22 protein-coding genes and 1 riboswitch are annotated in these 26904 nt (G+C 66.8%); of the genes, 16 read left to right on the top strand and 6 right to left on the bottom strand.

From position 1 onward, the window contains the following. Positions 1-58: 58 nt before the first annotated feature. Positions 59-1213 (top strand): murein transglycosylase A, encoded by a 1155-nt coding sequence (locus ACNFH5_RS28280; protein WP_416751875.1) that lies wholly within the window; start codon positions 59-61, stop codon positions 1211-1213. Between the two features lie 80 nt (positions 1214-1293). On the opposite strand, the gene ACNFH5_RS28275 is transcribed toward ACNFH5_RS28280, so the two are convergent. Then, on the bottom strand, positions 1294-2259 hold the full coding sequence (locus ACNFH5_RS28275) for an AraC family transcriptional regulator (protein WP_416751873.1): 966 nt from the start codon (positions 2257-2259) through the stop codon (positions 1294-1296). A 187-nt stretch (positions 2260-2446) separates the two neighbouring features. Here ACNFH5_RS28275 and ACNFH5_RS28270 point away from each other — a divergent pair, with 187 nt between their 5' ends. The 15 genes from ACNFH5_RS28270 (at position 2447) to ACNFH5_RS28200 (ending at position 16216) form a co-directional block, all read left to right on the top strand. Further along, positions 2447-3358, top strand: a complete 912-nt coding sequence (locus ACNFH5_RS28270) for a bile acid:sodium symporter family protein (protein ID WP_416751871.1) — start codon at positions 2447-2449, stop codon at positions 3356-3358. Beyond that, positions 3355-4098 carry a sulfite exporter TauE/SafE family protein gene (locus ACNFH5_RS28265; RefSeq protein WP_416751869.1) on the top strand — a complete coding sequence of 248 codons (744 nt, stop codon included), beginning with the start codon at positions 3355-3357 and terminating at the stop codon, positions 4096-4098. The genes ACNFH5_RS28270 and ACNFH5_RS28265 overlap by 4 nt, the downstream gene beginning before the upstream one ends. Next, positions 4095-5888 (top strand): N-acyl-D-amino-acid deacylase family protein, encoded by a 1794-nt coding sequence (locus ACNFH5_RS28260; protein ID WP_416751867.1) that lies wholly within the window; start codon positions 4095-4097, stop codon positions 5886-5888. Before ACNFH5_RS28265 ends, ACNFH5_RS28260 begins: the two co-directional genes overlap by 4 nt. 191 nt (positions 5889-6079) lie before the next feature. Further along, entirely contained in the window at positions 6080-6220 is a 141-nt protein-coding gene (locus ACNFH5_RS28255) for a hypothetical protein (protein WP_416751865.1), read from the top strand. A gap of 125 nt (positions 6221-6345) precedes the next feature. Then, the gene (locus tag ACNFH5_RS28250) at positions 6346-7515 is read left to right on the top strand and encodes an MFS transporter (protein ID WP_416751863.1); all 1170 of its coding nucleotides are present in this window, start codon (positions 6346-6348) and stop codon (positions 7513-7515) included. 223 nt (positions 7516-7738) lie between these two features. Then, positions 7739-7841, top strand: a riboswitch (guanidine-I (ykkC/yxkD leader). 44 nt (positions 7842-7885) lie between these two features. Continuing rightward, complete coding sequence (locus ACNFH5_RS28245) at positions 7886-8893, top strand: ABC transporter substrate-binding protein (protein WP_416751861.1); 1008 nt, start codon at positions 7886-7888, stop codon at positions 8891-8893. A 53-nt stretch (positions 8894-8946) separates the two neighbouring features. Continuing rightward, positions 8947-9969, top strand: coding sequence for a fatty acid desaturase family protein (locus ACNFH5_RS28240; RefSeq protein WP_416751859.1), 1023 nt, complete (start codon positions 8947-8949; stop codon positions 9967-9969). Between the two features lie 2 nt (positions 9970-9971). Next, positions 9972-10745 (top strand): SDR family NAD(P)-dependent oxidoreductase, encoded by a 774-nt coding sequence (locus ACNFH5_RS28235; protein WP_416751857.1) that lies wholly within the window; start codon positions 9972-9974, stop codon positions 10743-10745. Next, positions 10745-11494: an SDR family NAD(P)-dependent oxidoreductase gene (locus tag ACNFH5_RS28230; RefSeq protein WP_416751855.1), complete on the top strand. Its 750-nt coding sequence runs from the start codon at positions 10745-10747 to the stop codon at positions 11492-11494. The genes ACNFH5_RS28235 and ACNFH5_RS28230 overlap by 1 nt, the downstream gene beginning before the upstream one ends. Continuing rightward, positions 11494-12369 (top strand): DMT family transporter, encoded by an 876-nt coding sequence (locus ACNFH5_RS28225; protein ID WP_416751853.1) that lies wholly within the window; start codon positions 11494-11496, stop codon positions 12367-12369. Before ACNFH5_RS28230 ends, ACNFH5_RS28225 begins: the two co-directional genes overlap by 1 nt. Then, on the top strand, positions 12366-13145 hold the full coding sequence (locus ACNFH5_RS28220; protein WP_416751851.1) for a creatininase: 780 nt from the start codon (positions 12366-12368) through the stop codon (positions 13143-13145). The genes ACNFH5_RS28225 and ACNFH5_RS28220 overlap by 4 nt, the downstream gene beginning before the upstream one ends. After that, a complete protein-coding gene (locus ACNFH5_RS28215; RefSeq protein ID WP_416751849.1) occupies positions 13142-13780 on the top strand; it encodes a cysteine hydrolase family protein in 639 nt (212 codons plus the stop codon). Before ACNFH5_RS28220 ends, ACNFH5_RS28215 begins: the two co-directional genes overlap by 4 nt. Further along, positions 13768-14538, top strand: coding sequence for a hypothetical protein (locus ACNFH5_RS28210; RefSeq protein ID WP_416751847.1), 771 nt, complete (start codon positions 13768-13770; stop codon positions 14536-14538). The genes ACNFH5_RS28215 and ACNFH5_RS28210 overlap by 13 nt, the downstream gene beginning before the upstream one ends. Further along, on the top strand, positions 14535-15365 hold the full coding sequence (locus ACNFH5_RS28205; RefSeq protein ID WP_416751845.1) for an ABC transporter permease: 831 nt from the start codon (positions 14535-14537) through the stop codon (positions 15363-15365). The genes ACNFH5_RS28210 and ACNFH5_RS28205 overlap by 4 nt, the downstream gene beginning before the upstream one ends. Before the next feature lie 5 nt (positions 15366-15370). Further along, positions 15371-16216: an ABC transporter ATP-binding protein gene (locus tag ACNFH5_RS28200; protein WP_416751843.1), complete on the top strand. Its 846-nt coding sequence runs from the start codon at positions 15371-15373 to the stop codon at positions 16214-16216. Positions 16217-16416: 200 nt separating this feature from the next. On the opposite strand, the gene putA is transcribed toward ACNFH5_RS28200, so the two are convergent. The 5 genes from putA to ACNFH5_RS28175 all read right to left on the bottom strand — a co-directional run bounded on the left by putA (position 16417) and on the right by ACNFH5_RS28175 (position 26830). After that, a complete protein-coding gene (gene putA / locus ACNFH5_RS28195) occupies positions 16417-20355 on the bottom strand; it encodes a trifunctional transcriptional regulator/proline dehydrogenase/L-glutamate gamma-semialdehyde dehydrogenase (RefSeq protein WP_416751841.1) in 3939 nt (1312 codons plus the stop codon). Positions 20356-20784: 429 nt separating this feature from the next. Beyond that, complete coding sequence (locus ACNFH5_RS28190) at positions 20785-21948, bottom strand: ATP-binding protein (RefSeq protein WP_416751838.1); 1164 nt, start codon at positions 21946-21948, stop codon at positions 20785-20787. Beyond that, positions 21938-22537, bottom strand: a complete 600-nt coding sequence (locus ACNFH5_RS28185; protein ID WP_416751836.1) for a chemotaxis protein CheB — start codon at positions 22535-22537, stop codon at positions 21938-21940. Before ACNFH5_RS28185 ends, ACNFH5_RS28190 begins: the two co-directional genes overlap by 11 nt. Next, positions 22534-23352, bottom strand: a complete 819-nt coding sequence (locus ACNFH5_RS28180; RefSeq protein WP_416751834.1) for a CheR family methyltransferase — start codon at positions 23350-23352, stop codon at positions 22534-22536. Before ACNFH5_RS28180 ends, ACNFH5_RS28185 begins: the two co-directional genes overlap by 4 nt. 1 nt (position 23353) lies before the next feature. Next, a complete protein-coding gene (locus ACNFH5_RS28175; protein ID WP_416751832.1) occupies positions 23354-26830 on the bottom strand; it encodes a response regulator in 3477 nt (1158 codons plus the stop codon). Positions 26831-26904 lie beyond the last annotated feature (74 nt).

The raw sequence follows: 26904 nt of genomic DNA, 5'->3' as shown, positions 1-26904 counted from the left end.
CGCACGCCCCGCGTCTGCCCAAGCTAGCGGGCTTTCGTTTGCCTGCCAGGACTCGCCCGTGACCGATTTGTCCCGCCACTGGACCCGCCCTCTCCTCGCCACCCTGTGTTTCACCACCCTGCTTTCCGGCTGCGGCCTGTTCGGCAAGAAGCCCGAAGAGGCGCAGACGCCCACCTATTCCAAGGCCGACTGGTCGGACCTGCCGCAGACCGCCGACAGCGACGTGCTGCAAGGCTTCAGCGCCTGGCGTTCGGCCTGCACAGTGCGCCTGAAGAAGGATGACATCTGGGCCGAACCCTGCGCCGCCGCGGCGAGCGTGCCGGCTTCGGCCCCGGCGGTCCGTCAGTTCCTGCAGGACCACCTGCAGCCCTTCCAGCTGCGCTCTGGCGAAGGCAGCAAGAATGGCTTGATCACCGGTTACTACGAGCCCGTCTACCGCGGCAGCCAGCAGCGCGACGCCACGCACACCGTGCCGGTCTATGGCGTGCCCAAGGACCTGGTGACCGTGGCGCTGGACAGCGTCTACCCGGAACTCAAGGGCAAGCGCCTGCGCGGCAAGCTCGAGGGCAATACCCTGGTGCCCTACGCCGATGCCGCCGGCATCCGCCGCGATGGGGTCAATGCGCCCGTGCTCGCCTGGCTGCCCGATCAGATGGACCTGCAATTCCTGCAGATCCAGGGTTCCGGCCGCGTGCAGCTTGCCTCCGGTCGCCAGCTGCGCCTGGGCTACGCCGACCAGAACGGCCGGCCGTACAAGCCGGTGGGCCGCTGGCTGGTGGAACAGGGTGAGCTGAGCAAGGAAGAAGTCAGCATGGCGCGCATCCGCGACTGGGCCCGCGCCCACCCGCAGCGCGTCGACGAGCTGCTGGCGAGCAACCCCAGCTACGTGTTCTTCAGCCAGCGCCCGGACAGCAACGAGGGCCCGCGCGGCTCGCTGAACGTGCCGCTGACGCCCGGCTACAGCGTGGCCATCGACCGCAAGGTGATCCCGCTGGGCAGCCTGATGTGGCTCTCCACCACCCGCCCGGACGGCGCGCCGGTGGTACGCCCGGTAGCCGCCCAGGACACCGGCGGCGCCATCGTCGGGGAAGTGCGCGCGGACCTGTTCTGGGGCACCGGTGACGCAGCGGGCGAACTGGCCGGCCACATGAAACAGGATGGCCAGCTCTGGCTGCTGTGGCCCAAAGGCGCGAAGCTGCCGGGGGCGTCCTGATCACTGGAGTCGGCTTTCCGTAGGAGCGAGCTTACTCGCGAATGACTTCGCAGCGGACGCGTTCGCGAGCAAGCTCGCTCCTAAAGGCCAGTCTGGCCCTGGCGGAACTGCCCCGGTGTCATCCCGCTCCAGCGGCGGAAAGCCTTGGCGAAGGCGCTCTCGTCCGAGAACCCCAGGCGCTCGGCCACCTCACCCAGGCGTGAGGACTCACGCAGCAGTTGCTCGGCCATGCCATGCAGAACCTGCTCGCGCAGCAGCTTGAAGCTGGTGCCCTCGTCGGCCAATTTGCGGTTGAGGTGGCGCCCGCTGAGTTCCAGTTGCTCGGCCACCTTTTCCTTGCCCCATCGCGGGTTCTGCCGCAACAGCTGCTGTACGCGAGCGGCCAGGCTTTGCGCGCCGAGCCGTTCGAGTTGAGCGTCGGCCAGCGCACGCAAATGCTCGCGCATCAGGGCGTTGGCCTGGATCAGCGGCACCTCGAGATCGACCACGGAGAAGCTCAAGGCGTTCTCGGCACTCTCGAAGGTCACCGGGCACTGCAGCACCTCGACATAGCGCGCGCGCTCGCCCCGTGGCCGATGACTGAGTGTCAGTTCCTGCGGTTTGACGCGATCACCGGTGATCCAGCGGGTCAGGTGAACGAGGCTGGCCAGCGCTGCCTCCACACGTTCCTCGCGCCGCACGGCATAGCTTGGCCGATAGACCAGGCGCACCTGCGTTGCGCTCTGCTGGCGCTGGAACTCACTGCCCTCGGCGATGATCGGGTAGTACTCGAGCAAGGCGTCCAGCGCCTCGCCATAGTGTTCGCAGCTCATCAACAACGCGCCGACCATATCCAGATGGCCGACCTGCAGCGCACTGCCCAGGCGCAGGCCCAGCAGCGGGTCGCCTGACGCGGCGCAGATGGCTTCCCAGAAGGCGTCCTGGCGTTGCAGGGGAATGCGCGGCACCAGGCTGGCTGCCTGCAGATCGGCAGGCACCGGCAGCCCCAGGCGCTGGGCAGCCTGCAGGATACCCTGGGCGTAATGGACGGTAATGGTGTGCGGCATGGTCCCGAATTAACCGGTGAAGGTCCCGATTGAGCCGTTACCGGGCGGCAAGGCTCCCCTATGCTTGCCAATTACAACGATAAATTCAAACAAGAGTCGCCTTGCATGCCTAATCCCACCGGAGCCGCGCCCGTGCCGCCGGCTGCAGTCCGTTCGCCATTCCCCGTGATCCGGCGGGAGAACGGCGATGCCTGAGGTCCATCTCGAGTTCTCCGGCAGTTCGATGATCGCGCTCAACGCCATCATCGCCCTGATGATGTTCGGCGTATCGCTGGAACTGCGCCGCGACGACTTCACCCGCATCCTGCGCCAGCCCAAGGCGCCGGTGATCGGCATGCTGGTGCAGTTCCTGCTGCTGCCCGCCGCCACCTGCCTGCTGACCATCGCCCTGCCCATCGATCCGGAACTGGCGCTGGGGATGATCCTGGTGGCGACCTGCCCCAGCGGCACCTTTTCCAACATCATGACCTGGATGGCGCGCGGCAACGTCGCGGTGTCGGCCAGCGTCACCGCCGTGTCGGGGCTGAGCGCGGGCATCTTCACGCCACTGAACTTCGCCCTCTATGCCGGCCTGAACCCCGCGACCCGCGACCGTCTCACGCAGATCCACATCGACCCGCTGGAACTGGTCGGCGTGGTGGTGCTGGTGCTGATCCTGCCGATGCTGCTGGGCATGGCCCTGGGCAAGCACAGGCCACAACTGGCGCGGCGCCTGGAGAAGCCCATGCGGCAGCTGTCGCTGCTGGTGATGCTGGGTTTCGTTGGCATGGCCTTCGCCAAGAACTTCCAGCAGTTCATGGCCTACTTCCACCTGTTCTTCTGGCTGGTCCTGCTGCTCAATGGCACGGCGCTGCTGCTGGGCTACACCTGCGCGCGACTGTGGAAGCTGCCGGACGCCGACGTGCGCGCGGTGACCCTGGAAAGCGGTATTCACAACTCCGCACTGGGCATGGCGCTGATCCTCACCTTCTTCCCACAGGCCGGCGGCATGCTGCTGATCGCGGCGTTCTGGGGCTGCTGGCAACTGTTCTCCGGGCTGGTCCTGGCGCAACTCTGGGCGCGCCGCGAACCTCGCGCAGCCGTTGTGGCGGCACCATGAACGCACCCGCCATCGCCCTGGGTGGCTTCATCCTGCTGGCCTACACCCTGGAAGCCATCACCGGCTTTGGCAGCGTGGTGATCGCCCTGTCCCTCGGCGCGCTGCTGATGCCCATCGAGACATTGCTGCCGATCCTCGTGCCGCTAAACATCGGCATGACCGGCTACCTGTGCTGGCGCCATCGCCGGCTGATCGACACCCGTCTGCTGCTGCGCACCGTGCTACCGGGAATGCTCATCGGCATGCTGATCGGCTACCTGCTGCTACCGCACCTGGACCCGCAGCCGCTCAAGCGCGGCCTCGGCGTGCTGATCCTCTGGTTCGCCGGCCGCGAACTGTGGCGCCTGCGTGCCAGTGCACCGGAGCGCGGCCGTACGCCGAACTGGGTGGTTCGCCTGGCCACCGGCGCTGCGGGCGTCTGCCACGGCCTGTTCGCCTCTGGCGGGCCATTGTTGGTCTATGCGCTCGCCACGCGCCCGCTGGACAAGACCCGCCTGCGCGCCACGCTGGTCTGCGTCTGGTTCACCCTCAACGGCCTGCTGACCCTCGCCTTCCTGCTCGACGGCCGCCTGCGCCCGGCACTGCCCCAGGTGCTCGCCTACGCGCCCCTGCTGCTGCTCGGCGTGTGGTTGGGCGAGCGCCTGCACCACCGTTTCGAGGAACGCCATTTCCGCCTCGCCATCCACTGCCTGCTGCTGGTCAGCGGCGTCCTGCTGCTGTCGCCCTGGAGCCTCCTGTGAGCTACGACATCATCATCAAGAACGGCCTGTACTTCGACGGCAGCGATGCCCCCGGCAGCCTGCGCCACGTCGGCATCAAGGACGGTCGCATCGACACCCTGAGCGTCAGCCCTCTGGACGAGAGCGGCTGCCCGGAAATCATCGACGCCAGCGGTCGCTGGGTGACGCCGGGCTTCCTGGAAATTCACTCGCACTACGACGCCGAAGCGATTGCCGCGCCGGCGTTGAAAGAATCGGTGCGGCATGGCGTGACCACTGTGTCGGTGGGTTCCTGCTCGATCAGCATGGTGCTGGGCGAGGCCGAGGACTGCTCTGACCTGTTCACCCGCGTCGAAGCCGTGCCCCGCGAGCAGGTCCTGCCGATCCTGCGCGACAAGCGCACCTGGAAGGACGCCAAGGGCTATCGCGCCTTCTACGACCAGCAACCGCTGGGACCGAACCTCTGCTCCTTCCTCGGCCATTCCGAGCTGCGCGTGACGGTGATGGGCCTGGAGCGCGCCATCAGTGGCGCCAAGCCCACCGAAACCGAATTGCAACGCATGGAGGAGCTACTGGAACAGGCGCTGGACGCCGGCTGCTTCGGCCTCTCGGTAATGACCACGCGCCTGGACAAGATGGACGGCGACCGCGCCTGGTCCAGCCCGCTGCCCTCCACCTTCGCCAGCTGGAAGGAATTCTCCCGCCTGTTCGCCGTGCTGCGTCGGCGCAACGCGCTGATGCAGGGCGCGCCCAACGCGGTCACCAAGATCAACGTATTCGCCTTCCTCTACCAGGCCCACGGCTGGTTCCGCCGACCGCTGAAGTGCTCGATGCTCACCGCGCTGGACCTGAAATCCCAGCCCTTCATGCACCGCATCACCCGCGCCTCCGGCTGGGTCGCCAACCGCCTGCTGCGCGGCCGCTACCGCTGGCAGACCCTGCCCGCGCCCTTCGTCGTGCGTATCGAAGGCTTGAACATGAACGGCTTCGAGGAGTTCGGCGCCGGCGAAGTGCTGCGCGACATCAAGGACCCGGATGAGCTCTACACGCGCATCCAGGACCCGGCCTTCCGCGAGCGCTTCAAGAAAGACATCAAGGCCACCCTCAGCCTTGGCCTGTGGCACCGCAACCTGTCCGACTGCTGGGTGCGTGAATGCCCGGACGCATCCCTGGTGGGCCGCAACTTCGAGGACATCGGCCGCGAGCGTGGGCTGGACCCGGTGGACGCCTTCTTCGAGCTGGCCGGCCAGTACCGCAACGAGCTCAAATGGACCACCTGCTACGGCAACCACCGCCCGCAGATCATGGGCAAACTGCTGGCCAGCCCCTGGACCCAGCCGGGCTTCGCCGACTCCGGCGCGCACCTGGCATCCCACGCGCAGTACAACTTCCCGCTGCGCATGCTCAAGTACGTGCGCGATGCCCAACTGGCCGGCGAAAGCTTCATGGACACAGGCCGCGCGGTACACCGCCTGACTGGCGAACTCGCCGACTTCGCCGGGATCGACGCCGGCTATATCCGCGTCGGCGACCGCGCCGACCTGGTGGTGGTCAACCCGGCCGGGCTGACCGACGAGTTGGATGAGGTCTGCGAGGCGCCGATGGAAGTGATTGGCCTGACGCGCCTGGTGAAGCGCAACGACGATGCGGTGGATGCCACCCTGATCAACGGCCGCGTGGCCTATCGCCGCGAAGGCGGCTTCCCCGAGGCGCTGGGCAAGGAGCGGGTATTCGGGCGGTTCCTGCCGGGCCGCGATGTACTGAGCCGGCCGCAGGAAGTGTCGGCGGGCAGCCCGGTTTACGGTCGGTAAATTCGGTGTCGTTGGTGGTTCGCGAGCAAGCTCGCTCCTACACGAAGCGCGTGCTCTTCGTAGGAGCGAGCTTGCTCGCGAACCCGATTGACACCAGCGCCGCCGATAACCGCGCAGCGGGCCGAGATTGACGGTCTGGCGCGCACTCTCTAGAGTGCGCGTTTTCCTACGTCCTACGCTGCACCTGCACCATGACCCTGTTTTGCCGCTTCGCCGACTCGTCCCTCGCCCTGCTGCGAGAGCCTCCGCGTGTGCGCAAGGTCGATGCCGTGCTGAGCCTTCGTCGCAGCGTTCTCTTCGCCTTCACCTTCTCTCCTCCCACCGGCTGCTGAGCCGGACGCCGCGCGCCTTCGCGTCGGTCGCTCCGCATTTCGAATCCGCCCACCGGTGAATCCCGGCGGGCTCATTTGCATTTGCAGGCCCTGCCGCTTGAGCGCCGGGGCAAGAGAAGGTTTCCATGAATACCCCGACCATCCTCAATAAACCACTACTGGCGGTGCTGCTGTTCGCCGTGTCCATCGTCGGCCTGAGCCTGGGCGCCACGTTGCCGCTGGTGGCGCTGCGCCTGCTGGATAACGGCGCCAGCGCGCTGCAGATCGGCATTCTTTCCGCCGTTCCCGCCGCCGGCATGATCCTCGCCGCCACCCTGGTGGATCGCGCCTGCCAGTTGATGAGCCGGCGCCGCCTGTACCTGCTGTGCTTCGTGCTGTGTACCGCCAGTACCCTCGCCATCGAGTTCAGCAGCCATTCGCTCTGGCTGCTGGCCACCGCGCGCCTGGCGCTGGGTGTCGGCATGGGCATTGCGATCATCCTCGGCGAAGCCTGGGTCAACGAGCTGTGCGGCGAGAAGAATCGCGGAACCATCGTTGCCCTCTATGCCACCAGCTTCACTGCCTTCCAGTTGCTCGGCCCAACCCTAGTGGCGCTGCTCGGCGCGCAGACGCCGTGGGTGGTGCTGCTGGTCAGCGCCGGGCACCTGATCGCGCTGGCCACCGTGGCCCTGGCGATGCCCGAGGAAGGCATCCACGAACACGTCGAGGAGCCGCGCAGCTTCTCCCTGGCCGGCTTCCTGAAGGTTGCCCCGGCGCTGTGCATGGGCGTGCTGTTCTTCTCCTTCTTCGACAGCGTGGTGCTCTCGCTCTTCCCGGTCTACGCCTCCAGCCATGGCTATGCAGTGGGCATTGCCGCGTTCATGGCGACGGTGATCCTGCTGGGCGACATGATTTTCCAGATGCCGCTGGGCTGGCTCTCCGACCGACTCGACCGCTCCAGCCTGCACCTGCTGTGTGGCGTGGGCGCCATGCTGATCGGCCTCGCCCTGCCCTGGCTGATTTCCCAGCCGTCGCTGTTGTGGCCGGCGCTGATGCTGCTGGGCGCAGTGGCCGGCGGGGTCTACACCTTGGCGCTGGTGCTGATCGGTCAGCGCTTCCGCGGCCGCGACCTGGTCACCGCCAATGCTGCCGCCGGCATGCTCTGGGGTGTCGGCAGCCTGCTCGGGCCGCTGCTCAGCGGCAGCCTGATGGACCTCGGCCCGCAGGGCGTGCCGGTTGCGCTGGCGCTTGCGGCCGGGCTGTTCGTGGCCACCGCTGCCGCCTCGCTGCGCCGCACCGCCGTGCGCACCGCCTGATGCCTCAATAGAAGGCAAGGCGCATCGACTTGGTGCCAGCGCGCTCAGGACTGGCACTCGCTCTGAACCGGCGATTTCAGCTAAGCGGTTGAAATTCCCAGTGGTTTTTCCGCTTCAGGAAAACTGGCATTTCAATTGCTCTATTCCCTGCAACGGGATGCATCACCCACGGCAAGGTAGCCACCGGGTGGGCGAACGCAGCAAGGCACACACTGGAGTTGCACCACAGGCGAACTAGGGTTCCGGTCCTTTCACGAGGACGTCTGGTCCGAGAGTTTTCCGGCCCTAGGGACAGGGCTACACGGCGGGAGAAAAGCCCGGGAGACGTGATGTCATCCCGTGCCGATTTCCAACCGTTAGGAGAAATGCCATGACCATGCCGCTTTCCCTGCGTTCCCTGCGCAAGACCCTGCTCGGTGCCTGTCTGGTTGCTGCCGCCGGGGTCGTGCCGCTGACTCTGCAAGCCGCCGAGAAGCTCAAGATCGGCACCGTCGTCTGGGCCGGCTACGCGCCCTTCTACGTCGCCGACAAACTCGACCTCTACAAGCCCCACGGGCTGAAGGTGGAGCTGCAGTTCTTCAACGACCCCGCGCTCATCCCCACTGCCATGACCGGCGGTGCACTGGATGGCGGCATGCTCACCTACGACCAGGTGGTCGGCGGCGTCGCCAAGGGCCAGCCGTACCGCGTGGTGATGCCCATCGACTTCTCCAACGGCGGCGACGCGATTGTCGCCGACAAGTCGATCAAGTCGGTCGCCGACTTCAAGGGCAAGAAGATCGGCTTCAACCCGCTGTCGCCATCGGACTTCCTGCTCGCCTATGCGCTCAAGAGCCACGGCCTGAGCGACAAGGATGTCAGCCCGGTGAACATGACTCCCGAAGGCATCCCCGGCGCCATGGCCTCGGGCAGCCTGCCGGTGGGCGTGACCTACGAACCCAACGTCTCGCAGATTCTCGGCATGCCCGGCGACAAGTTCCACGTGGTGTATTCGTCGAAGGACGCGCCAGGCCTGATCACCGATGTGCTGGTGTTCAACCAGGAGGTCATCGGCAAACGCCAGAAGGCGATCACCGCGATGATCCAGGGCTACGCCGACGGCCTGGCCTACATGAAGGCACACCCGGATGAATCCGCCGACATCATCGGCAAGGTGCTGGGCGTCAGCGCCGCCGAGGCCAAGGAGCAGATGGCCGGGGTCTACAACATCCCGCTGGCGGAAATGAGCAGGAACTTCGAGAAGTCCGACGCCACCAGCTCCTTCTTCGGCAGCGGCGCGGTCATCGCCCAGTTGCTCAAGGAGAACAGCCAGATTCCGGCGATCCCCGACTTCGCCCAGACCTTCGACGCCCAGTTCGTCCAGGCCCTCGCCCAGTAAGGCACCCACCCGACGCTCTCGCCGGGACGGCGGGAGCGCTCACGGAGGTATCCATGTCCGCGTCTCTGTACCGCTACGCCGATGGCCGGCTGCCCAACAGCCTGGCACTGGCCTATGCCTTCGGTGGCTATGCCATCGGCTTCGCCCTGCTGTTCGCCGATCACTGGGCGCTCAACGCCATCGGCACCCTGCTGCTGGGCCACGCGATGATCGTCGCGGCCTACCTGATCCACGAATTCGCCCACGGCACCATCTTCGCCAAGCCGGCGCACAACACCTGGGCCGGCGAGGCCTGCAGTTGGCTGTGCGGCAGCTGCTACGCCGGCTTCCAGGACCTGCGTCGCAAGCACATGCGCCACCACGTCGACCGCGCCGATGTGATCACCTTCGACACCAAGGCTTTCCTCTCCCGCTGCCCGCGCTGGGCGCGCAGCCTGGTACTGGCCGCGGAATGGGCCTACGTGCCGGCGGTGGAACTGATCATGCATTACTACGTGATCCTCCTGCCCTTCATCACCGACAACCCGCGCCACCGCGCCAACCGCCGCCGCGTGGCGCTGACCCTGCTGGTGCGCGGCGCGCTGTTCGGCCTGGTGGCGGCAGTGTCGTTCAAGGCGCTGCTGCTGTACTTCGTCGCCTGGACGCTGATGATCATCGTGCTGCGCTTTACCGACGCCTACCAGCACACCTACGACGCCTTCGCGGTGCTGGAGGACGGCGGCAAGATTCCCGACGACAAGGCCCGCGACCGCACCTACGAGCAAATGAACACCTACAGCAACGTGGTCTCGGTGCGCTGGCCGGTGCTCGACCTGCTGCTGCTCAACTTTGCCTACCACAATGCCCACCACGAGAAGCCCGTCGCGCCCTGGTATCGCCTGCGCAAGCTGCACCACGAGCTGTATGGCGACGGCTACGCCCAGGTGCTGCCGATGCACCTGCTGTTCAAGGGCTTCCACCGGCACCGCCTGCGCCGCGTGGTGGACGACCACTACGGTGAGGTCGCGCCTGCCGGAAAAGACCGAGCCGATGGTTTCTACGGCGCGGTCGGCGTCTCCTTCCTGACGGCGGTCTGAGCATGATCGACTACCGGGGCAAACGCGTCCTCATCACCGGTGCCGCCAGCGGCATCGGCAAGGGCCTGGCGCGGGCATTCGCCGAACAGGGTGCAACGCTTGAGCTGCTCGACCGCAACGCCGAGGCACTACAAGGCGTGGCGGCCGAACTGGCGGCTCTCTGCGACGTGTGCTGCGCCACTCTCGACCTGGGCGACAGTGACGCCATTGCCGTCTTCGCCGACAGCCGCCAGGGCGCTGCGCTCGATGTGCTGATCAACAATGCCGGCGTGGAGTACGCCACGCCGCTGGAGGGCGGCAACGCCGAGCTCGACCAGCGCTGGCAGGCGCTACTGGACAACAATGTCGCCTCGATGCTGCGCCTTACCCGCGCCCTGTTGCCGCAACTGCACGCCGGCAGCAGCGTGATCAACCAGGCCTCTATCTGGGGTCTGAAGGGCGTGCCGGGCTTCTCCGCCTACGTCGCCAGCAAACACGCGGTGATCGGTCTGACCCGCTCGCTGGCCTGGGAACTGGGGCCCAGGCGCATCCGCGTCAACGCCGTGTGCCCCGGCTGGATCGCCACCGACGCGGCGATGCGCTCGCTGCACGTGATGGCCGCCGCCAATGGCCGCAGTGAAACCGAGGAGCTGGCGCAGATTCTTGCTGCCCAGGCAGTGCCCGAACTCCTGACGCCGGCCGATCTCGCCGGCACCTTTCTGTTTCTCGGCAGCCCGCTGGCCGCAGCCATCACGGGCCAGGCGCTGTCGGTCAGCCACGGCGAGGTCATGCACTGATGAAACCGCTTGCAGGACAGTCCGCGCTGGTCACCGGCGCCACCCAGGGCATCGGCCGGGCTATCGCACTGGCATTGGCGGAAGCCGGAGCGCAGGTGTGGATCAACCATCTCGACCAAGCGGAGGCTGCCACCGCACTGGTAGCACGTATCGCCTCCAGCGGAGGCCGCGCCTATGCCGTGCAGGCCGACGTCGCGGCACCGGAACAGGTTGCCGAGATGTTTACCCGCGTGCTCGCCGAAGGTGAGCTGGACATTTTGGTGAACAACGCCGGAATCATCCTGGAAAAACCCTTCCTCGACACCAGCGAAGACGACTGGGCGACACTGCTTGGCGTCGACCTGCACGCGGTCTACCGCTGCTGCCGGCATGCCCTGACGCACATGCAGGCACGGGGCAGCGGCAGCATCGTCAATATCGCCTCGGAGCTGGGGCAGCTCGGCCGTGAACGCTATGCCGCGTACTGCACCGCCAAGGCCGGAGTGATCGGCCTGACCAAGGCGCTGGCGCGGGAATTCGCCCCGCACATCCGCATCAACGGCGTGGCGCCGGGCCCGGTAGAGACGCCGATGGTTTCGGTGGAGCACATGAGCGAGGCGATGATCGCCCGCGAAACCGCGATCCCCGCCGGCCGCCTCGGTCAACCCGAGGAGATCGCCGCGGCGGTGCTGTTCCTCGTCTCGCCCGGCGCGAGCTTCTTCCACGGACAGATACTCGGCGCCAATGGCGGCGCCTGGATGGGCGCCTGATGCGCGCGGAGATCGTCCTGCTGCTGGGCGCCGCCATCTGGGGCCTGGGCTGGATGCCCTTGGCGCACTTTGCCGGCCAGGGCCTATCCGGCATGCCGCTGGTGCTCTGCACCTACGGCCTGCTCTGCGCGCTGGCCGTGCCGCTGGTGCTGAGCCAGCGCCGGCAATGGTGGCCGCAACGCGGTGCCCTGCTCGCCATCGGCGCGTTCGGTGGCTGGGCCACCGCCGGGCTGGTGGCGGCGTTGTCCGAGGGTGATGTGGTGCGCGCCATGTTGCTGTTCTATCTGGCGCCTGTCTGGGGCCTGCTGGGCGGCCGACTGCTATTCGGCGAGCGCCTGACACCTTCACGGCTCGGCGCCCTGGCGCTGGCCATGCTCGGCATCGCCCTGACCCTGGGCATCAGCCAGGAGACCTTCCGCCCGCTGACCGCCAGTGACTGGCTGGCGCTCTCCGCCGGCTTCGCCTTCGCCCTCAACAACCTGGCCACCCGAGCCGCCGAGCAGGTGCCGCTGGCCAGCAAGGCGGTGGTCGGCTTTATCGGCAGCGCTGCGCTGGGCGGGCTGTTCTGCCTGCTGCAAGGCACGCCGCTGCCCACCATAGAGACTCATCAATGGCTGCAACTGGCGGGCTTCGGTCTGTTCTGGCTGGCCGCCATGGGCGCCGCGCAATACGGCTTCAGCCATGTCGAAGCGAGCCGCGCCGCGGTGCTGGTGGTGATCGAACTGCTGGTCGCCGTGCTCACCGCCGCCTGGTTCGGCGACCGTGAGCTGGGCCTGCGCGAATGGCTCGGCGGCTCCCTGGTACTGGCGGCGGCACTGATCGCTGCGCGCCCTTCTCCTGACCTTTCCCCCACTCTCTGCGAGGCCGAATCATGACTGTCCGGATGGACCAGCTCAGCTGGGTCGAGTACGCGCGCCGGGTGCGCGAGCAATCCCCTGTGGTCTTCCTGCCCTGCGGTGCCACCGAACAGCATGGCCCGCACCTGCCGCTGGGCACCGACGCGCTGCTGGCCAGTGCGCTGTGCGAAGACGTGGCCCGGCAGGTCGACGGGCTGGTCGCGCCCGCCCTGTCCTATGGCTACAAGTCGCAGCCCAAGTGCGGTGGCGGGCAACATTTCTGCGGCACCACCAGCCTCGACGGAGAGACCCTGATCGCCCTGGTGCGCGACGCCGTGCGCGAGTTCGCGCGCCACGGCGTCACCCGCCTGGTGCTGGTGGACGGGCACTACGAGAACCAGTGGTTCGTCACCGAGGGCATTCAGCTCGCCCTGCGCGAGCTCTCCCTGCACGAACGGGGCGCTGCCAGCCCGCTGGAAGTGATGCGCCTGGAGCACTGGGACTTCTGCAGCGAAACCACGCTGAACGACGTGTTCCCCGATGGTTTCCCCGGCTTCGCCCTGGAGCACGCGGCGGTGATCGAGACCTCGCTGATGCTGCACTACCTGCCCAACCTGGTGCGCCTGGACCTGATCCCCGACGATGGCCCGGCCGACTTCCCACCCTACGACATGTACCCCAGCCGCACCGAGTGGGTGCCGCCCTCAGGCGTGCTGTCCTCGGCGCGCGGCTCCAGCGCCGACAAGGGCCTGCGCATGGCCCGCGACATCGTCGGCGGCATCGCCCAGGCCGTGCGCAAGGAGTTCCGCCTGTGAGTAGCGCCCTGATCGTCATCGACATGCAGCGCGACTTCTGCGCCCCCGGCGGCTACGCCGACCAGGCCGGCCTGGATATCGACCGCCTGCGCGCGCCGATCCCGGCCATTTCCCGGCTGCTGGACAGCGCCCGCGCCCTAGGCCTGCTGGTGGTGCATACCCGCGAAGGCCATCGCGCCGACCTCAGCGACCTGCACGCCAGCAAGCGCCACCGTGCCGAATTCGCCGGTGCGCCGATCGGCCACCAAGGCCCGTTGGGCCGCCTGCTGGTGCGCGGCGAGTACGGTCACGACCTGATCGATGAACTGCGGCCCCTGGCCGGCGAACCGGTGGTGGACAAGCCCGGCTACAGCGCTTTCGCCTATACCGACCTGGACCTGCTGCTGCGCAGCCGCGGCATCGGCCACTTGGTGCTGTGCGGGGTGACCACCGAGGTGTGCGTTTCCTCCACCCTGCGCGCCGCGGTGGAGCTGGGCTATGCCTGTACCCTGGTGAGCGATGCTTGCGGCTCGCCCAGCGCCGAACTGCACGCCGCTGCCCTGGCGATGGTCGAGGTGGAAGGCGGCCTGTTCGGTCGTGTGCAAGGCAGCGGGGCCGTGCTCGCCGAATGGGAGGAATCCGCATGTCCCGCCTGAAGAACATTCCCGCTGTGCCGCCTGTTTACCTTGGCGTCTGGCAACGCACCCTGCTGACCACCACCGGCGGCACCCACGACACCCAAACCCGCGTCTACTGGCTACAGACCGAGCGCCTGTTCGCCGATCTGCGCATACCGTTCCCGGCGCCAGAAGCGCCCGACGCACTGGCTACCCAGGCCGGATTCGCCGGCATCACCGAAATCACCGGTGATACCTGCCAGTGGCATCGCGCGATCGACTTCCAGCCGCCCAATGGCGGCGAGGACATCGGCCGCATGCACTTCGTGAACAGCGAGAAGGCGCTGGAAGACGGCCTGGATGGCAGCTACCACGAAGTCTGGGAGCGCCTGCCGGAATCCATCGGACGCAATCGTGGCACGTGGCTGAGCGCCGCCGATGGGCGCCAGGGTTGCCTGCTGCTGGCCGGCGACTGTTTCCTCTTCGCCGCCGGGCGTCGCCAGGCATTGCCGATGGCCGACTCGCTGACCGCTCTATTGGAGAGCGGCCACCCGGAGTTGCTGGATTTCGAGCTGTCGTTCGGGCACCACCACGGCGGTGAAACACCCTGGAAGATCGAGCTGTCCACCCTGCCCGCCCGCATCGGCGCCGACCTGCTGCCCGCCACAGCCGATCCGGACCACCCCGAACTGCTGAGCAATGCCACCTGGTTGAACAGTCTCGGCGCCACGCCGCCCGCCGGTGGCTGGCAACCCTGCACGCAGCCCTTGTTCCCCGATGTGGAGGTGACGCCATGACCGCCCACCAGCCCCTGCCCCACCCCGTCGTGCAGCCCGCCCGCCGGCGCTGGTGGGTGATCCGTGGCGAGCTGCCACGCAGCGTCATCTGGACCCTGGCTGCCGCCGGTCTGCTGCTGCCGTTGCTGCTCTGGTGGGCCTACAGCGCCGCCGGGCTGGCCAACCCGATGTTCTTCCCCGGCCCGGACGCCGTGCTCAAGCGGATCGGCCACTGGTGGAGCGACGAGGGCCTGCTGGGGGACATCGCCATCAGTGTCTACCGGGTCATGACCGGCTTCCTCGCGTCGGCGGTGATTGCCCTGCCCCTGGGCCTGTACATCGGCACCTACCGCCCGGTACAGGCGTTCCTCGAACCCCTCACCGACTTCATCCGCTACATGCCGGCGGTGGCGTTCATCCCGCTGGTGATGCTCTGGGTCGGCATCGACGAAGGCTCCAAGGTGCTGATCATCTTCATCGGCACCTTCTTCCAGATGGTGCTGATGGTCGCCGAGGACGTGCGCCGCGTGCCCATGGCGCAGATCGAGGCAGCGCAGACCATGGGTGCCAACCGCACGGAGATCATCAAACTGGTGGTGTTGCCCTCGGCCCGCCCGGCACTGCTGGATACCCTGCGCATCACCTGCGGCTGGGCCTGGACCTACCTGGTGGTGGCCGAACTGGTGGCCGCCAACTCCGGCCTGGGCTACGCCATCCTGCGCGCCCAGCGCTACATGCAGACCGACAAGATCTTCGCCGGCATCCTGCTGATCGGCGTCATCGGCCTGCTCACCGACCAGGCGTTCCGCTGGCTCGGCCGGGTGGCCTTCCCCTGGATGAAGAGGTAAGCCTGATGAGCCAGAACAAGATCGCCATTCGCCACGTCGACAAGGTTTTCAGCAGCCAGGGCCGTCAGGTGCAGGCGCTGCAGGACGTCAACCTGGATATCCGCGCCAACGAGTTCGTCACCTTCGTCGGCGCTTCGGGCTGCGGCAAGTCCACCCTGCTGCGCAGCATCGGCGGGCTGGAGCGCCACAGCAGCGGGGAAATCCTCGTCGATGGCCGGGCGGTGGACGGCCCCGGCATCGACCGCGCCATGGTGTTCCAGCACTACAGCCTCTACCCCTGGCTGAAGGTGATGGACAACATCAAGTTCTGCCGCCGGCTCAAGGTGGTGTCCGACACCGTGCGTGGCGACGCCGACGTGGAAGTCGCCAGCGGCCGCGCCGATGCGCTGCTCAACCTGATGGGCCTGTCGGCCTTCGCCCAGGCCTATCCCAGCCAGCTCTCCGGTGGCATGCAGCAGCGCGTGGCAATCGCCCGCGCGCTGATGCCCAAGCCGCAGATCCTGCTGATGGACGAGCCCTTCGGCGCGCTCGACGCGCAGACCCGCGAGGTGATGCACGACCTGATCCGCCATGTACACCGCCTGGAGAACAGCACCATTCTGTTCGTCACCCACGACGTCGAGGAAGCGATCTACCTGGGCGGCCGCGTAGTGCTGATGGCACCCCGTCCCGGTCGCATCGACAGTGTTTATGACGTGCCGCTGCCGGCCGAACGCAATCAGGACATGAAGATGGCCCCTGAATTCATCGCCCTGAAGAAGGAAATCCTCGCGCGCATCCGCGAGACCTCGGGCATGAGCACCGACCTGGAACTGCTGGAGCAACTCACCCGCACGGCGGCGCCGATGTGAGCTGAGAGGAAGGGAATCGGCGGAGCGGGTAGCTCCGCCGTTGTGCCGGGCACGAAGCCCGAAACGGATTGCGCAGCAAGCGCGAGGGGAACGGCCTGCCGGGAGCGGATAGCCCCACCCGAAGGCTGGCAGGCCGGATGGCCGCAGGAGCGGCCGAAAGCTTGCCGCAAGCGCCCGGTGAGGCGCTTGCGGCATCGACGTCAACCGATGGTCATCAGGCTGGCGTTGCCGCCGGCAGCGGCAGTGTTGACGCTCAGGGCACGTTCGATCAGCAGGCGTTCCAGCGGGATGTCGGTTTCCCCGCGGTTCAGCCCGGTGACGCCGACAATGGCGCCCTTGCGCTGGCTGGCCTGCTCACAGACCGCACGCAGCTGGTCGGAGTCGCCATGGTGCAGGATGGCGTCGAACACCTTGTCGGTCGCGGTCCAGTCAGGCACCAGCTCGATGCGCTGGGCGACTTCCTTGGGCAGTTCCTTGACCACGGCGGCGTTGGACTCGGCCACCAGCGGGCGGCTGCCGACGCTGAGCACAGCGGCCAGCTGGGCCAGCAGGTCGGCGCGGTCTTCGGCCAGGCACAGCACATGCTCGCGCGGCAGCAGGGTGTAGGTGTTGCGCTCGCCGGTCGGGCCGGTGAGGACCTGCTGGGTGAAACTCTGCGCCAGTTCGCCATAGCCGCTGAGCAGGGTCGCCAGGGTGGCGTCCTTCTGCCCTGCCCATTTGGCCAGGGCCTCGACGGCCTGCTGGGCGTCCTTCGGACGCGGCAGCGCCTGGGCGCCATCGCCCTTGAGCTGTTTGGCCACGGCATCCTGCGGGCGGGTCGACAGCAGGCGGTACAGGTACAGCGGGCCGCCAGCCTTCGGGCCGGTGCCGGACAGGCCTTCACCACCGAAGGGCTGCACGCCGACCACGGCGCCGACCACGTTGCGGTTGACATAGAGGTTGCCGACATGGGCGGTGCCGACGACTTGAGCGATGGTCTCGTCGATGCGAGTGTGCACACCCAGGGTCAGGCCGTAGCCGGACTCGTTGATCTGCGCGAGCAACTGGTCCAGGTCCGCACGCTGGTAGCGCACCACGTGCAGCACCGGGCCGAAGATTTCGCGCTTGAGCTCGCTGAAGCTGTCCAGCTCGATCAGGGTCGGCACGACGAAGGTGCCGCGCTTGATTTCCTCGGCATCCACGCGGGCGCTCTGGAACACCTTGCGGCCTTTGTCGCGCATCACCTGGATGTGCTTGTCGATGTTACCCTTGGCTTCCTCGTCGATCACCGGACCGATGTCGGTATGCAGGCGCTCCGGCGCGCCGACGCGGTACTCGGCCATGGCGCCCTTGAGCATCTGCACCACGCGGTCGGCCGCATCTTCCTGCACGCACAGTACGCGCAGCGCGGAGCAACGCTGGCCGGCGCTGTCGAAGGCGGAGTTGACCACGTCGACGACCACCTGCTCGGCCAGCGCCGAGGAGTCGACGATCATCGCGTTGAGGCCGCCGGTTTCGGCGATCAGCGGGATGGTGCGACCCTGGGCGTCAAGGCGACCGGCGATGTTGCGCTGGAGGATGCCGGCGACTTCGGTGGAGCCGGTGAACATCACACCACGCACGCGCTCATCGCCAACGAGGCGGGCCCCGACGGTTTCACCACGGCCCGGCAGCAGTTGCACGGCACCGGCCGGTACGCCGGCTTCGAGCAGGATGCGCACGGCTTGCGCGGCGATCAGCGGGGTCTGCTCGGCGGGCTTGGCCAGCACGGTATTGCCGGCGGCCAGTGCGGCGGCTACCTGGCCGCTGAAGATCGCCAGCGGGAAGTTCCACGGGCTGATGCACACCACCGGGCCCAGCGGGCGATGGCTGTCATTGGCGAAGTGGGTGCTGGCCTGGGCGCCGTAGTAGCGCAGGAAGTCCACCGCCTCGCGCACTTCGGCGATGGCGTTGGCAAAGGTCTTGCCCGACTCGCGCACCAGCACGCCCATCAGCGACTGGATTTCGGCTTCCATCAGGTCGGCGGCACGCTGCAGGATGGCGCCGCGCTCGGCCGGCTGGGTCGACTGCCAGATCTGCGCGCTGGACAGCGCGCCGAGGATGGCGTTGTTCACGTCGGCTTCGCTGGCCTCGCGCACATGGCCCACCACGTCGCGGTGGTCAGCCGGGTTGCGCACCGGCTGCGGCTCGCCCGGAGCAGCATCGGCCAGGCCCAGCATCGGCTCGGCGACGTAGGCGGTGTTGGTGCTCGACAGCAGCGCCGAGGACAGCGAACCCAGACGGTGTTCGTTGGCCAGGTCGATGCCGGCGGAGTTCAGCCGGGATTCGCCATAGAGGTCACGCGGCAGCGGGATGCGCGGGTGCGGCAGGCCCAGCGTGCCTTCCTGAGCAGCCATCTGCTCGACCTGCAGCACCGGGTCCAGCACCAGGTCCTGGAGGGAGATGCTGTGGTCGGCGATACGGTTGACGAAGGAGGTGTTGGCGCCATTTTCCAGCAGACGGCGCACCAGGTACGCCAGCAGGGTTTCATGGCTGCCCACCGGGGCGTAGATGCGGCACGGACGATTGAACTTGCCGTCGGCGACCTTGCCCACCACCTGCTCGTACAGCGGCTCGCCCATGCCGTGCAGGCACTGGAACTCGTACTGGCCCGGGTAGTAGTTCTGCCCGGCCAGCTGGTAGATGGCCGACAGCGAGTGGGCGTTGTGGGTGGCGAACTGCGGGTAGATGGATTCCGGCACGGCCAGCAGCTTGCGCGCGCAGGCCAGGTAGGACACGTCGGTGTACGGCTTGCGGGTGTAGACCGGGTAGCCTTCCAGGCCGTTGACCTGGGCGAGCTTGATCTCGCTGTCCCAGTAGGCGCCCTTCACCAGGCGGATCATCAGGCGGTGGCGGCTGCGCTTGGCCAGGTCGATCACGTAGTCGATCACGTACGGGCAGCGCTTCTGATAGGCCTGGATGACGAAGCCGATACCGTTCCAGCCTGCAAGGCTCGGTTCGAAGCACAGGCGCTCGAGCAGGTCGAGGGAGAGTTCCAGGCGGTCGGCTTCCTCGGCGTCGATGTTGATGCCGATGTCGTAGTCGCGAGCCATCTTCACCAGGCCGAGCACGGTCGGGTACAGCTCGTCCATCACGCGGTCGTACTGCGCACGGCTGTAGCGCGGGTGCAGGGCGGAGAGCTTGATGGAGATGCCCGGGCCTTCGTAGATGCCACGGCCGTGGGAAGCCTTGCCGATGGCATGGATCGCCTGCTCGTAGGAGGCCAGGTAGCGCTTGGCGTCCTCGTCGGTCAGCGCGGCTTCACCGAGCATGTCGTAGGAGTAGCGGAAGCCACGGGATTCCATGTTCGCCGCATTGGCCAGGGCCTCGGCGATGGTTTCACCGGTGACAAACTGCTCGCCCATCAGGCGCATGGCCATGTCCACGCCCTTGCGGATCAGCGGCTCGCCGGACTTGCCAATGATGCGGTTGAGCGACGAGGACATGCCGGCTTCAGTATGGGTCGCCACCAGCTTGCCGGTGATCAGCAGGCCCCAGGAGGCCGCGTTGACGAACATCGACGGGCTCTGGCCCAGGTGCTGGCTCCAGTTGCCGTTGCTGATCTTGTCGCGGATCAGCGCGTCACGGGTGGCCTTGTCGGGGATGCGCAGCAGCGCCTCGGCCAGGCACATCAGCGCCACGCCTTCCTGGGACGACAGGGAGAACTCCTGCAGCAGGCCCTGCACCAGGCCCTGGCGGCCACCGGCGTTCTTCTGGTTACGCAGCTTTTCGGCAATGCCCAGCGCCATCTTGCTGGCGGCGCCGGCCTGCTCTTTCGGCAGGCGGGCCAGGTCCAGCAGCATCGGCAGCGCTTCGGTTTCCGGGCGGCGGTAGGCGGCGGTGATGGCCGCACGCAGCACGGACTGCGGCAGGATGCTTTCGGCGAAATCGAGGAAGACCTGCAACCCTTGTTCGTTCAGCGCGTCCAGCGACTCCTCGCCTGCCGCCGCAGCCAGGCCGGATTGCTCGGCCGGGGTCAGACCGCCTTCCACCTGCTCCAGGTAGGAGAAGATGGCCTGCTTGATCAGCCAGTGCGGGGTACGGTCGAGTTGCTGGGCAGCCAGCTTGAGGCGCTCGCGGGTGGCGTCGTCGAGCTTCACGCCAAGGGTGGTGGTGGCCATGGGGCTTCCTGTTGTTAGAAGGTGTGCCTGAAAACGGCGCAAGGTTATACCGCCGAATCGCAAGGTGCAACCAGGTGCAACCCAATAAAAACAAGCCTTTGGTCGTACGCGCGAATCCGGTGCAACCGGTGACAATTCCCACACTCGGCGCTACCAAACGGAGCACGGCGACAGGCTCGCCCGGTTATAACCCGCCAGGGGCGGCCGGACGGCAGGAAGAAAGCAGTGTTCGTGCCAGGGCTGGAAAAGGTGCAACCCGCCCCAGAGGCGTGGGCAGGCATGTAGGAGCGAGCTTGCTCGCGAACATTCCAACGCGCCGGCAGCGCACAGCGGGCTCACCGGTTCGCGAGCAAGCTCGTTACTACAAAGAGCAGACGCTTCGGCACTGGAGGGTAGGTGGTGCGTCAACCACCCAGGAAAAGCCGGGGCTCAATCCAGCGGCAGGTAAACGCAGAACTCCGCGCCCTGCCCCGGCTCGCTGCGCACCGCGATGCGTCCGCCGTGGGCCTGGACGATCTGCTCGGAGATGTACAACCCCAACCCCAGGCCGGCGACGCGGGCCGCGCCGGCGCCACGCTCGAACTGCTGGAAGATGCGCTGCTGCTCCTCGGCACTGATGCCGTCGCCATGGTCACGCACGCAGAGTTGCGCCTGGCCTTCATGCACCGCGACGCTCACTTCCACCGGCTGGCCGGGGCCATAGCGCAGGGCGTTGCTGACCAGGTTGCTGATCACCTGTTCCAGGCGGTAGGCATCCCACACGCCCTCCACCACGTCCGGCGCACTCAGGCTCAGTTCGCAGCCGGCGGCCTGGGCCTGCACGGCGAAATTACCCAGCACCCGACGGGCGATGTCGGCGAAGTTGGCCGGCTCCGGGCGGATCGACAGCTTGCCGGTACGGATGCGCGAGACGTCGAGCATGTCCTCGATCAGCCGGGTCAACCCGGCGATCTGGCGCTCGTCGCGCTCGAACAGCACGCCCAGGCGGTCCGCAGCGAAGTGCTCGAGCTTGCCCTTGGCCAGGTGCAACCGGCGCAACTGGGTATCCAGCATCAGGCCGTTGAGCGGCGTGCGCAGCTCGTGGGAGACGATGGACATGAAGTCGTCGCGCATCTTCACCGCGCGCTGCAGCTCCACCTGGGTCTCGCGCAGTTCGGCGAGCAGCGCGTCCTGTTCGGCGCGCGCCTGCTCCAGCACCTTGCGCTGACGGAAGAGGTCGACGAAGACGTTCACCTTGCTGCGCACCGCGTGGTTGTCCAGCGGCTTGTAGAGGAAGTCCACCGCGCCGCTCTCGTAGCCCTTGAAGGCATAGTTCAGCTCGCGCCCGGCGGCGGTGACGAAGACGATGGGGATGTTCTTGGTGCGCTCGGTCCCGCGCATCAGCTCGGCCAGGGCAAAACCGTCCATGCCCGGCATCTGCACGTCCAGCAGCGCGAGGGCGAACTCGTGCTCCAGCAGCAGCGATAGCGCTTCGTCCGCCGACGACGCCTTGAATACCTCGCGCCCCTCGCCCTTGATCAACGCCTCCAGCGCCAGCAGGTTCTCCGGCAGGTCGTCGACGATCAGCAATTTGCTTCCCTGGTTACGCAGCATGTTGGGTGCCCATTCGGCTCAGGAGCGCGTGGATCTCGCGCAAAGGAAGAATGTAGTCCGGGGCGTGCAATGCGATCGCCGCCTCCGGCATGGTGGCCACGGCGGCTTCGGCCGGGTCCTGGACGAGGCTCAGCCCGCCTTCTCGATGAATGTGCGCCAGGCCTTCGGCACCGTCCTGGTTGGCGCCGGTCAGCAGGATGCCGGCCAATTCGCTACGGTAGGCGTCCGCCGCCGAGTCGAAGAGGATGTCGATGGAGGGCCGGGAGAAGTTCCGTGGCGCCTCGCGGCTCAGGGCAAAGGTACGGTCCCGCTCGATCGACAGGTGATAACCGGCGGTGGCGAAGTACAGCGTGCCCGCCTCCACCGGCGCCTTGTCACGGGCTTCCGCCACGGGAATCGCCAGGCGCCGGGCGAACAGGTCCACCAACTGGCTTTCGTGACTCTCCGGCAGGTGCAGCACCGCCACCATGGGCAGTGCGAAGCCCGCCGGCAATCCGTCGAACAGCTGGAACAGCGCATCCACGCCGCCCGCGGAAGCACCGATGACCACGGCCTGGATATCTCGCTGAACATCGCGTTGCGCGCTCATCGCTTGCGGAACACCCGTTCGCGGCGGTTCACCACTTCGAATTCCCCGGCAAAATCGGTGAAGTCCAGGCTTTCCTTGCTGCCCAGACCCAGGAAGCCGCGGTGGCACAGCGACTCGTGGAACAGGCCGATGGCGCGATTCTGCAGTTGGCGATTGAAGTAGATCAGCACGTTGCGGCAGGAGACCAGGTGCGTCTCGGAGAACACGCTGTCGGTGGCCAGGCTGTGGTCGGCGAAGGTCACGTTGGCGCGCAGCATCTTGTCGAACAGCGCGCCATCGTAGGCGGCGGTGTAGTAGTCCGAGAGCGAGCCCTTGCCGCCGGCCGCGCGATAGTTCTCGCTGGCCTGGGCCAGGTCGTCCACCGCGTAGATGCCGCGCCGCGCCTGCTCCAGCGAGCGCGGATTGATGTCGGTGGCGTAGATCAGCGTGCGCTCCAGCAGCCCCTCTTCATGCAGCAGGATGGCCAGCGAATGGACTTCCTCGCCGGTACTGCAGCCAGCCACCCACAGGCGCAGGGATGGATAGGTGCGCAGCACCGGCACCACCTCCTGGCGCAATGCGAGGAAGTAGCTGGGGTCGCGGAACATCTCGCTCACCGAGATAGTGAGGTACTGAAGCAGCTCATGAAAGGCATGCGGATCGTGCAGGATGCGTTCCTGCAGCGCCGAGATGCTGCGGCACTCGAACAGTTGGGTGGCATGCAGCACACGGCGCTTGAGCGAGGTGCCGGAATAGTCCCGGAAGTCGTAGCTGTACTTCAGGTAGATCGCCTCGATCAGGAGGCGCAGCTCGATATCCTGGCTGCGATCAGGCATGTCAGATGCGCTCCAGCTTGGGTAGCCATACACGGATCAGGGAGAACAGGCGGTCGAGGTCAATGGGCTTGGCCAGGTAGTCGTTGGCGCCGGCGCGCAGGCACAGTTCGTGGTCGTCCTTCATTGCCTTGGCGGTCACAGCGAGGATCGGCAGCTTCTTCCAGCGCGCGTCCTGGCGGATCAGGCGCGTGGCTTCATAGCCGTCCATCTCCGGCATCATCACGTCCATCAGCACCAGGTCGATGTCGCCGACCTCGGCAAGCTTCTCGATGGCTTCGCGGCCGTTGCGCGCCACTTCCACCCGGGCTCCCTTGTGCTCCAGAGCGCTGGTGAGGGCGAAGATGTTGCGCACATCATCGTCCACCAGCAGGATGCGCCGCTCCTCGAAGGCGCGATCGCGGTTGCGCGAGGTGCGCAACATGCGCTGGCGCTCGCTGGAAAGCTGCGACTCGACCTTGTGCAGGAACAGCGTTACCTCGTCCAGCAGGCGCTCAGGCGAGCGCGCGCCCTTGATGATGATCGAGCGCGAGTACTTGAGCAGCTCGGCTTCCTCGTCGCGGGTCAGATTGCGACCGGTGTAGACGATCACCGGCGGGAAGGAGCAGATATCTTCCTCGCCCATGCGCCGCAGCAATTCATTGCCCTGCATGTCCGGCAGCTTGAGGTCGATGATCATGCAGTCGTAGATATTCCGGCGCAGCAGTTCCAGGGCCTGCTCGCCCTGCTCCACCGCGGTGATTTCGATGTCGTCGTCGCCGATGAGCCGCGAGACGCTATCGCGCTGCAGAGGGTCGTCTTCCACCAGCAGGATGCGCTTGACCTCCTGGGTCAGCTTGGCCTCCAGCTTGCCGAACACCTCGCGCAGTTGCTCGCGGGTGGTGGGCTTCAGGGCGTAACCGATGGCACCCAGGTGCAGGGCCGCTTCGCTGCGGTCCTCCACGGAGACCACGTGTACCGGCACATGGCGGGTACGCGGGTTGGCCTTCAGGCGTTGCAGCACGGCCAGGCCGGACTCATCGGGCAGGTGCATGTCCAGCAGGATGGCATCGGGGCCATGCTCATCGGCCAGGCGCAGACCTTCCTCGGCGCCCATGGCGACCAGGCAGCGGTAGCCCAGCTCGCGCGCCAGGTCGTAGAGGATACGGGCGAACTTCGGCTCGTCTTCCACCACCAGCACGCAACGCTGGCCGACATTGAGCTGCTCGCGATCGTCGGCGAAGGCCGCAGCGACCGGCGCACGCACCACCGGCGGCGCAGCCGGAACCGGAGCCAGCGCGACAATCGGCGCGGGCGCACTGGCCGCTTGAGCCTCGATCGGCGCCTCATAACTCAGCGGCAACAGCAGGCTGAACACACTGCCCTTGCCCGGCTCGCTGCTGACGATGATGCTGCCGCCCAGCAGGTGCGCCAGGTCGCGGGAGATCGACAGGCCCAGGCCAGTGCCGCCGTAGCGGCGGGTGGTGGCGCCATCGGCCTGCTGGAAGGCCTCGAAGATGCGTTGCAACTGATCTTCGGCAATGCCGATGCCGCTGTCGCGTACGTCGAAGCGCAAACCCTCGGGTGCAGCGCTGACGCGCAGGGACACTTCACCGGCGTCGGTGAACTTGAAGGCATTGGAGAGCAGGTTCTTGAGAATCTGCTCGACCCGCTGACGGTCGCTGAACAGTAGCGCCGGAGCGTCCTCGGCCACTTCGGCGACGAAGCGCAGGCCCTTGTCATCGGCCTGCGGGCGGAACAGCCCTTCCACCGCTTCCACCAGGCGCCGCACGCTGGCGTTCTCCGGACGCACTTCCAGCTTGCCGGCCTCGACCTTGGAGATATCGAGGATGTCGTTGATCAGGTTGAGCAGGTCATTGCCGGCGCCATAGATCGACTCGGCGAACTTCACCTGCTCGTCATCGAGATTGCCCTGCTCGTTGTCGGCCAGCAGGCGCGCGAGGATCAGCGAGCTGTTGAGTGGCGTGCGCAGCTCGTGGGACATGTTGGCGAGGAACTCGGACTTGTAGCGACTGGCACGCTGCAGCTCGTCGGCGCGGCCCTGCAGGTCCAGGCGCGCCTGGTTCAGCTCGGTGTTCTTGGCATCCAGATCGTCACGCTGGGCGGCCAGCTCCTGGGTCTGCTCGGCCAGGCGCTCGTTGGTCTGTTCCAGTTCCGCCTGTTGCGCCTCGAGGTGCGCCTGGGATTCCTTGAGAACCCGCGACTGTTCCTCCAGCTCCTCGTTGGCGGTCTTCAGCTCTTCCTGCTGTACCTGCAGTTCCTCGTTGAGCTGCTGGGTTTCCGCCAGCAGGTCCTGCAGGCGCTGGCGGTGCTGGGCGGAGGCGATGGCGCTGCCGAGGGGCTCGGCGACGTTCTGCAGGAAGGCCTGGTCGCGCTCGTCCAGTTGACGCAGGAAGCCCAGTTCCAGCACGCCGACGACACCACCATCGTGAAGCAAAGGCAGCAGCGCCACGCTCACCGGCAGGCCATTGCCCAGCGCCGAGTTGACCTTCAGATAGTCCGGCGGCAGGCCATCGACCATGCGCAGCTTGCGCTGGCGAGCGGCCTGAGCGATCAGGCTTTCATCCGGGGCGAAGTAGTTCTCGCCCAGCGTGTCGGCGGCGAAACCGAAGGTGCCGGTCAGTCGCAGTCCGCCATGGTCGTCGCGCACATAGAGTGCGGCCACCGGCGAGGCGATGAACTCGCCGAGAAAATCCATCAGGCTCCGCCCCAGGGTCGGTAGCGACTGCTGGCCGATCAACTGCTCGCCCAGCCGGCTCTGGCCATCGCGCAGCCAGGCCTGGCGCTGCAACTGCTCGTTGTGCAGCACCTGGCGGCGCAGGGATTCGGCATAGGACTCGGACAGGCTGAGCAGTTGCCGGCGACCGAAATACGCCAGCAGCGTCCCCACCACGATGCTGAACAGCAGGTAGAGCACGACCACGCCGGTGGACAGGCTGGAGGCGAACTGGTTGCGGTCATGACGCAGTTGCTGCTCGGTGTTGATCAGCGAGCCGTATTGGCCACGAATCGCATCCATCATGCTCTTGCCGCGCCCTGCCTTGATTGCGTCGGAGGTGTCCAGGCCCTGGCGGCGCTGCTGGATCATCTCCTGGGCGAAGGTCATCCATTCATCCTGCATCGAGGTCAGGCGCGCAACCCGCTCCACTTGCGGCGGATTGTCGGCGACCAGTTCCGTCAGGCCCTTGAGCCCGGCGTTGATGCGTGGCCGCGCTTGCTCCAGCGGTTCGAGGAAGCGCGGGTCGCCGGTGATCAGGAAGCCGCGCAAGCCGCTTTCCTGGTCGACGCTCAGGCGCTGCATCTCGTTGGCGCTGGAGATCACCCGGTCGGTGTGCTCGACCCAGCCCAGCACGTCGAGCATGTACAGGATCAGCCCGATGAACAGCACCGCGCCCAGCAGGCAGATGCCCAGCGGCAGCGCCATGTTGCGCGCAAGGATGCGGCGGAAGGCACTTTCGTCGGCGACGGGTTTCTGGTTCATACGGACGAATTCCCTGTTGGCGGCGCTTCCTGGGTAGAGCCTGCCGCTTCGGCGAAGCTTGCGGCAGAAGCCAG

Origin of the sequence: Pseudomonas sp. NY15435 (assembly GCF_048068295.1) — a bacterium.
Classification (GTDB): domain Bacteria; phylum Pseudomonadota; class Gammaproteobacteria; order Pseudomonadales; family Pseudomonadaceae; genus Pseudomonas.
This window is presented reverse-complemented; position numbering and strand designations above follow the sequence as displayed.

Excerpts from the sequence above, each read along its gene's own strand:
- ACNFH5_RS28245 (WP_416751861.1), top strand. The coding sequence starts at position 7,886 with ATGACCATGCCGCTTTCCCTGCGTTCCCTGCGCAAGACCCTGCTCGGT.
- ACNFH5_RS28230 (WP_416751855.1), top strand. The coding sequence starts at position 10,745 with ATGAAACCGCTTGCAGGACAGTCCGCGCTGGTCACCGGCGCCACCCAG.
- ACNFH5_RS28190 (WP_416751838.1), bottom strand. The coding sequence starts at position 21,948 with ATGCTGCGTAACCAGGGAAGCAAATTGCTGATCGTCGACGACCTGCCG.
- ACNFH5_RS28240 (WP_416751859.1), top strand. The coding sequence starts at position 8,947 with ATGTCCGCGTCTCTGTACCGCTACGCCGATGGCCGGCTGCCCAACAGC.
- ACNFH5_RS28200 (WP_416751843.1), top strand. The coding sequence starts at position 15,371 with ATGAGCCAGAACAAGATCGCCATTCGCCACGTCGACAAGGTTTTCAGC.
- ACNFH5_RS28175 (WP_416751832.1), bottom strand. The coding sequence starts at position 26,830 with ATGAACCAGAAACCCGTCGCCGACGAAAGTGCCTTCCGCCGCATCCTT.
- ACNFH5_RS28210 (WP_416751847.1), top strand. The coding sequence starts at position 13,768 with ATGTCCCGCCTGAAGAACATTCCCGCTGTGCCGCCTGTTTACCTTGGC.
- ACNFH5_RS28235 (WP_416751857.1), top strand. The coding sequence starts at position 9,972 with ATGATCGACTACCGGGGCAAACGCGTCCTCATCACCGGTGCCGCCAGC.
- ACNFH5_RS28275 (WP_416751873.1), bottom strand. The coding sequence starts at position 2,259 with ATGCCGCACACCATTACCGTCCATTACGCCCAGGGTATCCTGCAGGCT.
- ACNFH5_RS28180 (WP_416751834.1), bottom strand. The coding sequence starts at position 23,352 with ATGCCTGATCGCAGCCAGGATATCGAGCTGCGCCTCCTGATCGAGGCG.
- ACNFH5_RS28185 (WP_416751836.1), bottom strand. The coding sequence starts at position 22,537 with ATGAGCGCGCAACGCGATGTTCAGCGAGATATCCAGGCCGTGGTCATC.
- ACNFH5_RS28220 (WP_416751851.1), top strand. The coding sequence starts at position 12,366 with ATGACTGTCCGGATGGACCAGCTCAGCTGGGTCGAGTACGCGCGCCGG.
- ACNFH5_RS28225 (WP_416751853.1), top strand. The coding sequence starts at position 11,494 with ATGCGCGCGGAGATCGTCCTGCTGCTGGGCGCCGCCATCTGGGGCCTG.
- ACNFH5_RS28255 (WP_416751865.1), top strand. The coding sequence starts at position 6,080 with ATGACCCTGTTTTGCCGCTTCGCCGACTCGTCCCTCGCCCTGCTGCGA.
- ACNFH5_RS28205 (WP_416751845.1), top strand. The coding sequence starts at position 14,535 with ATGACCGCCCACCAGCCCCTGCCCCACCCCGTCGTGCAGCCCGCCCGC.
- ACNFH5_RS28270 (WP_416751871.1), top strand. The coding sequence starts at position 2,447 with ATGCCTGAGGTCCATCTCGAGTTCTCCGGCAGTTCGATGATCGCGCTC.
- putA (WP_416751841.1), bottom strand. The coding sequence starts at position 20,355 with ATGGCCACCACCACCCTTGGCGTGAAGCTCGACGACGCCACCCGCGAG.
- ACNFH5_RS28250 (WP_416751863.1), top strand. The coding sequence starts at position 6,346 with ATGAATACCCCGACCATCCTCAATAAACCACTACTGGCGGTGCTGCTG.
- ACNFH5_RS28265 (WP_416751869.1), top strand. The coding sequence starts at position 3,355 with ATGAACGCACCCGCCATCGCCCTGGGTGGCTTCATCCTGCTGGCCTAC.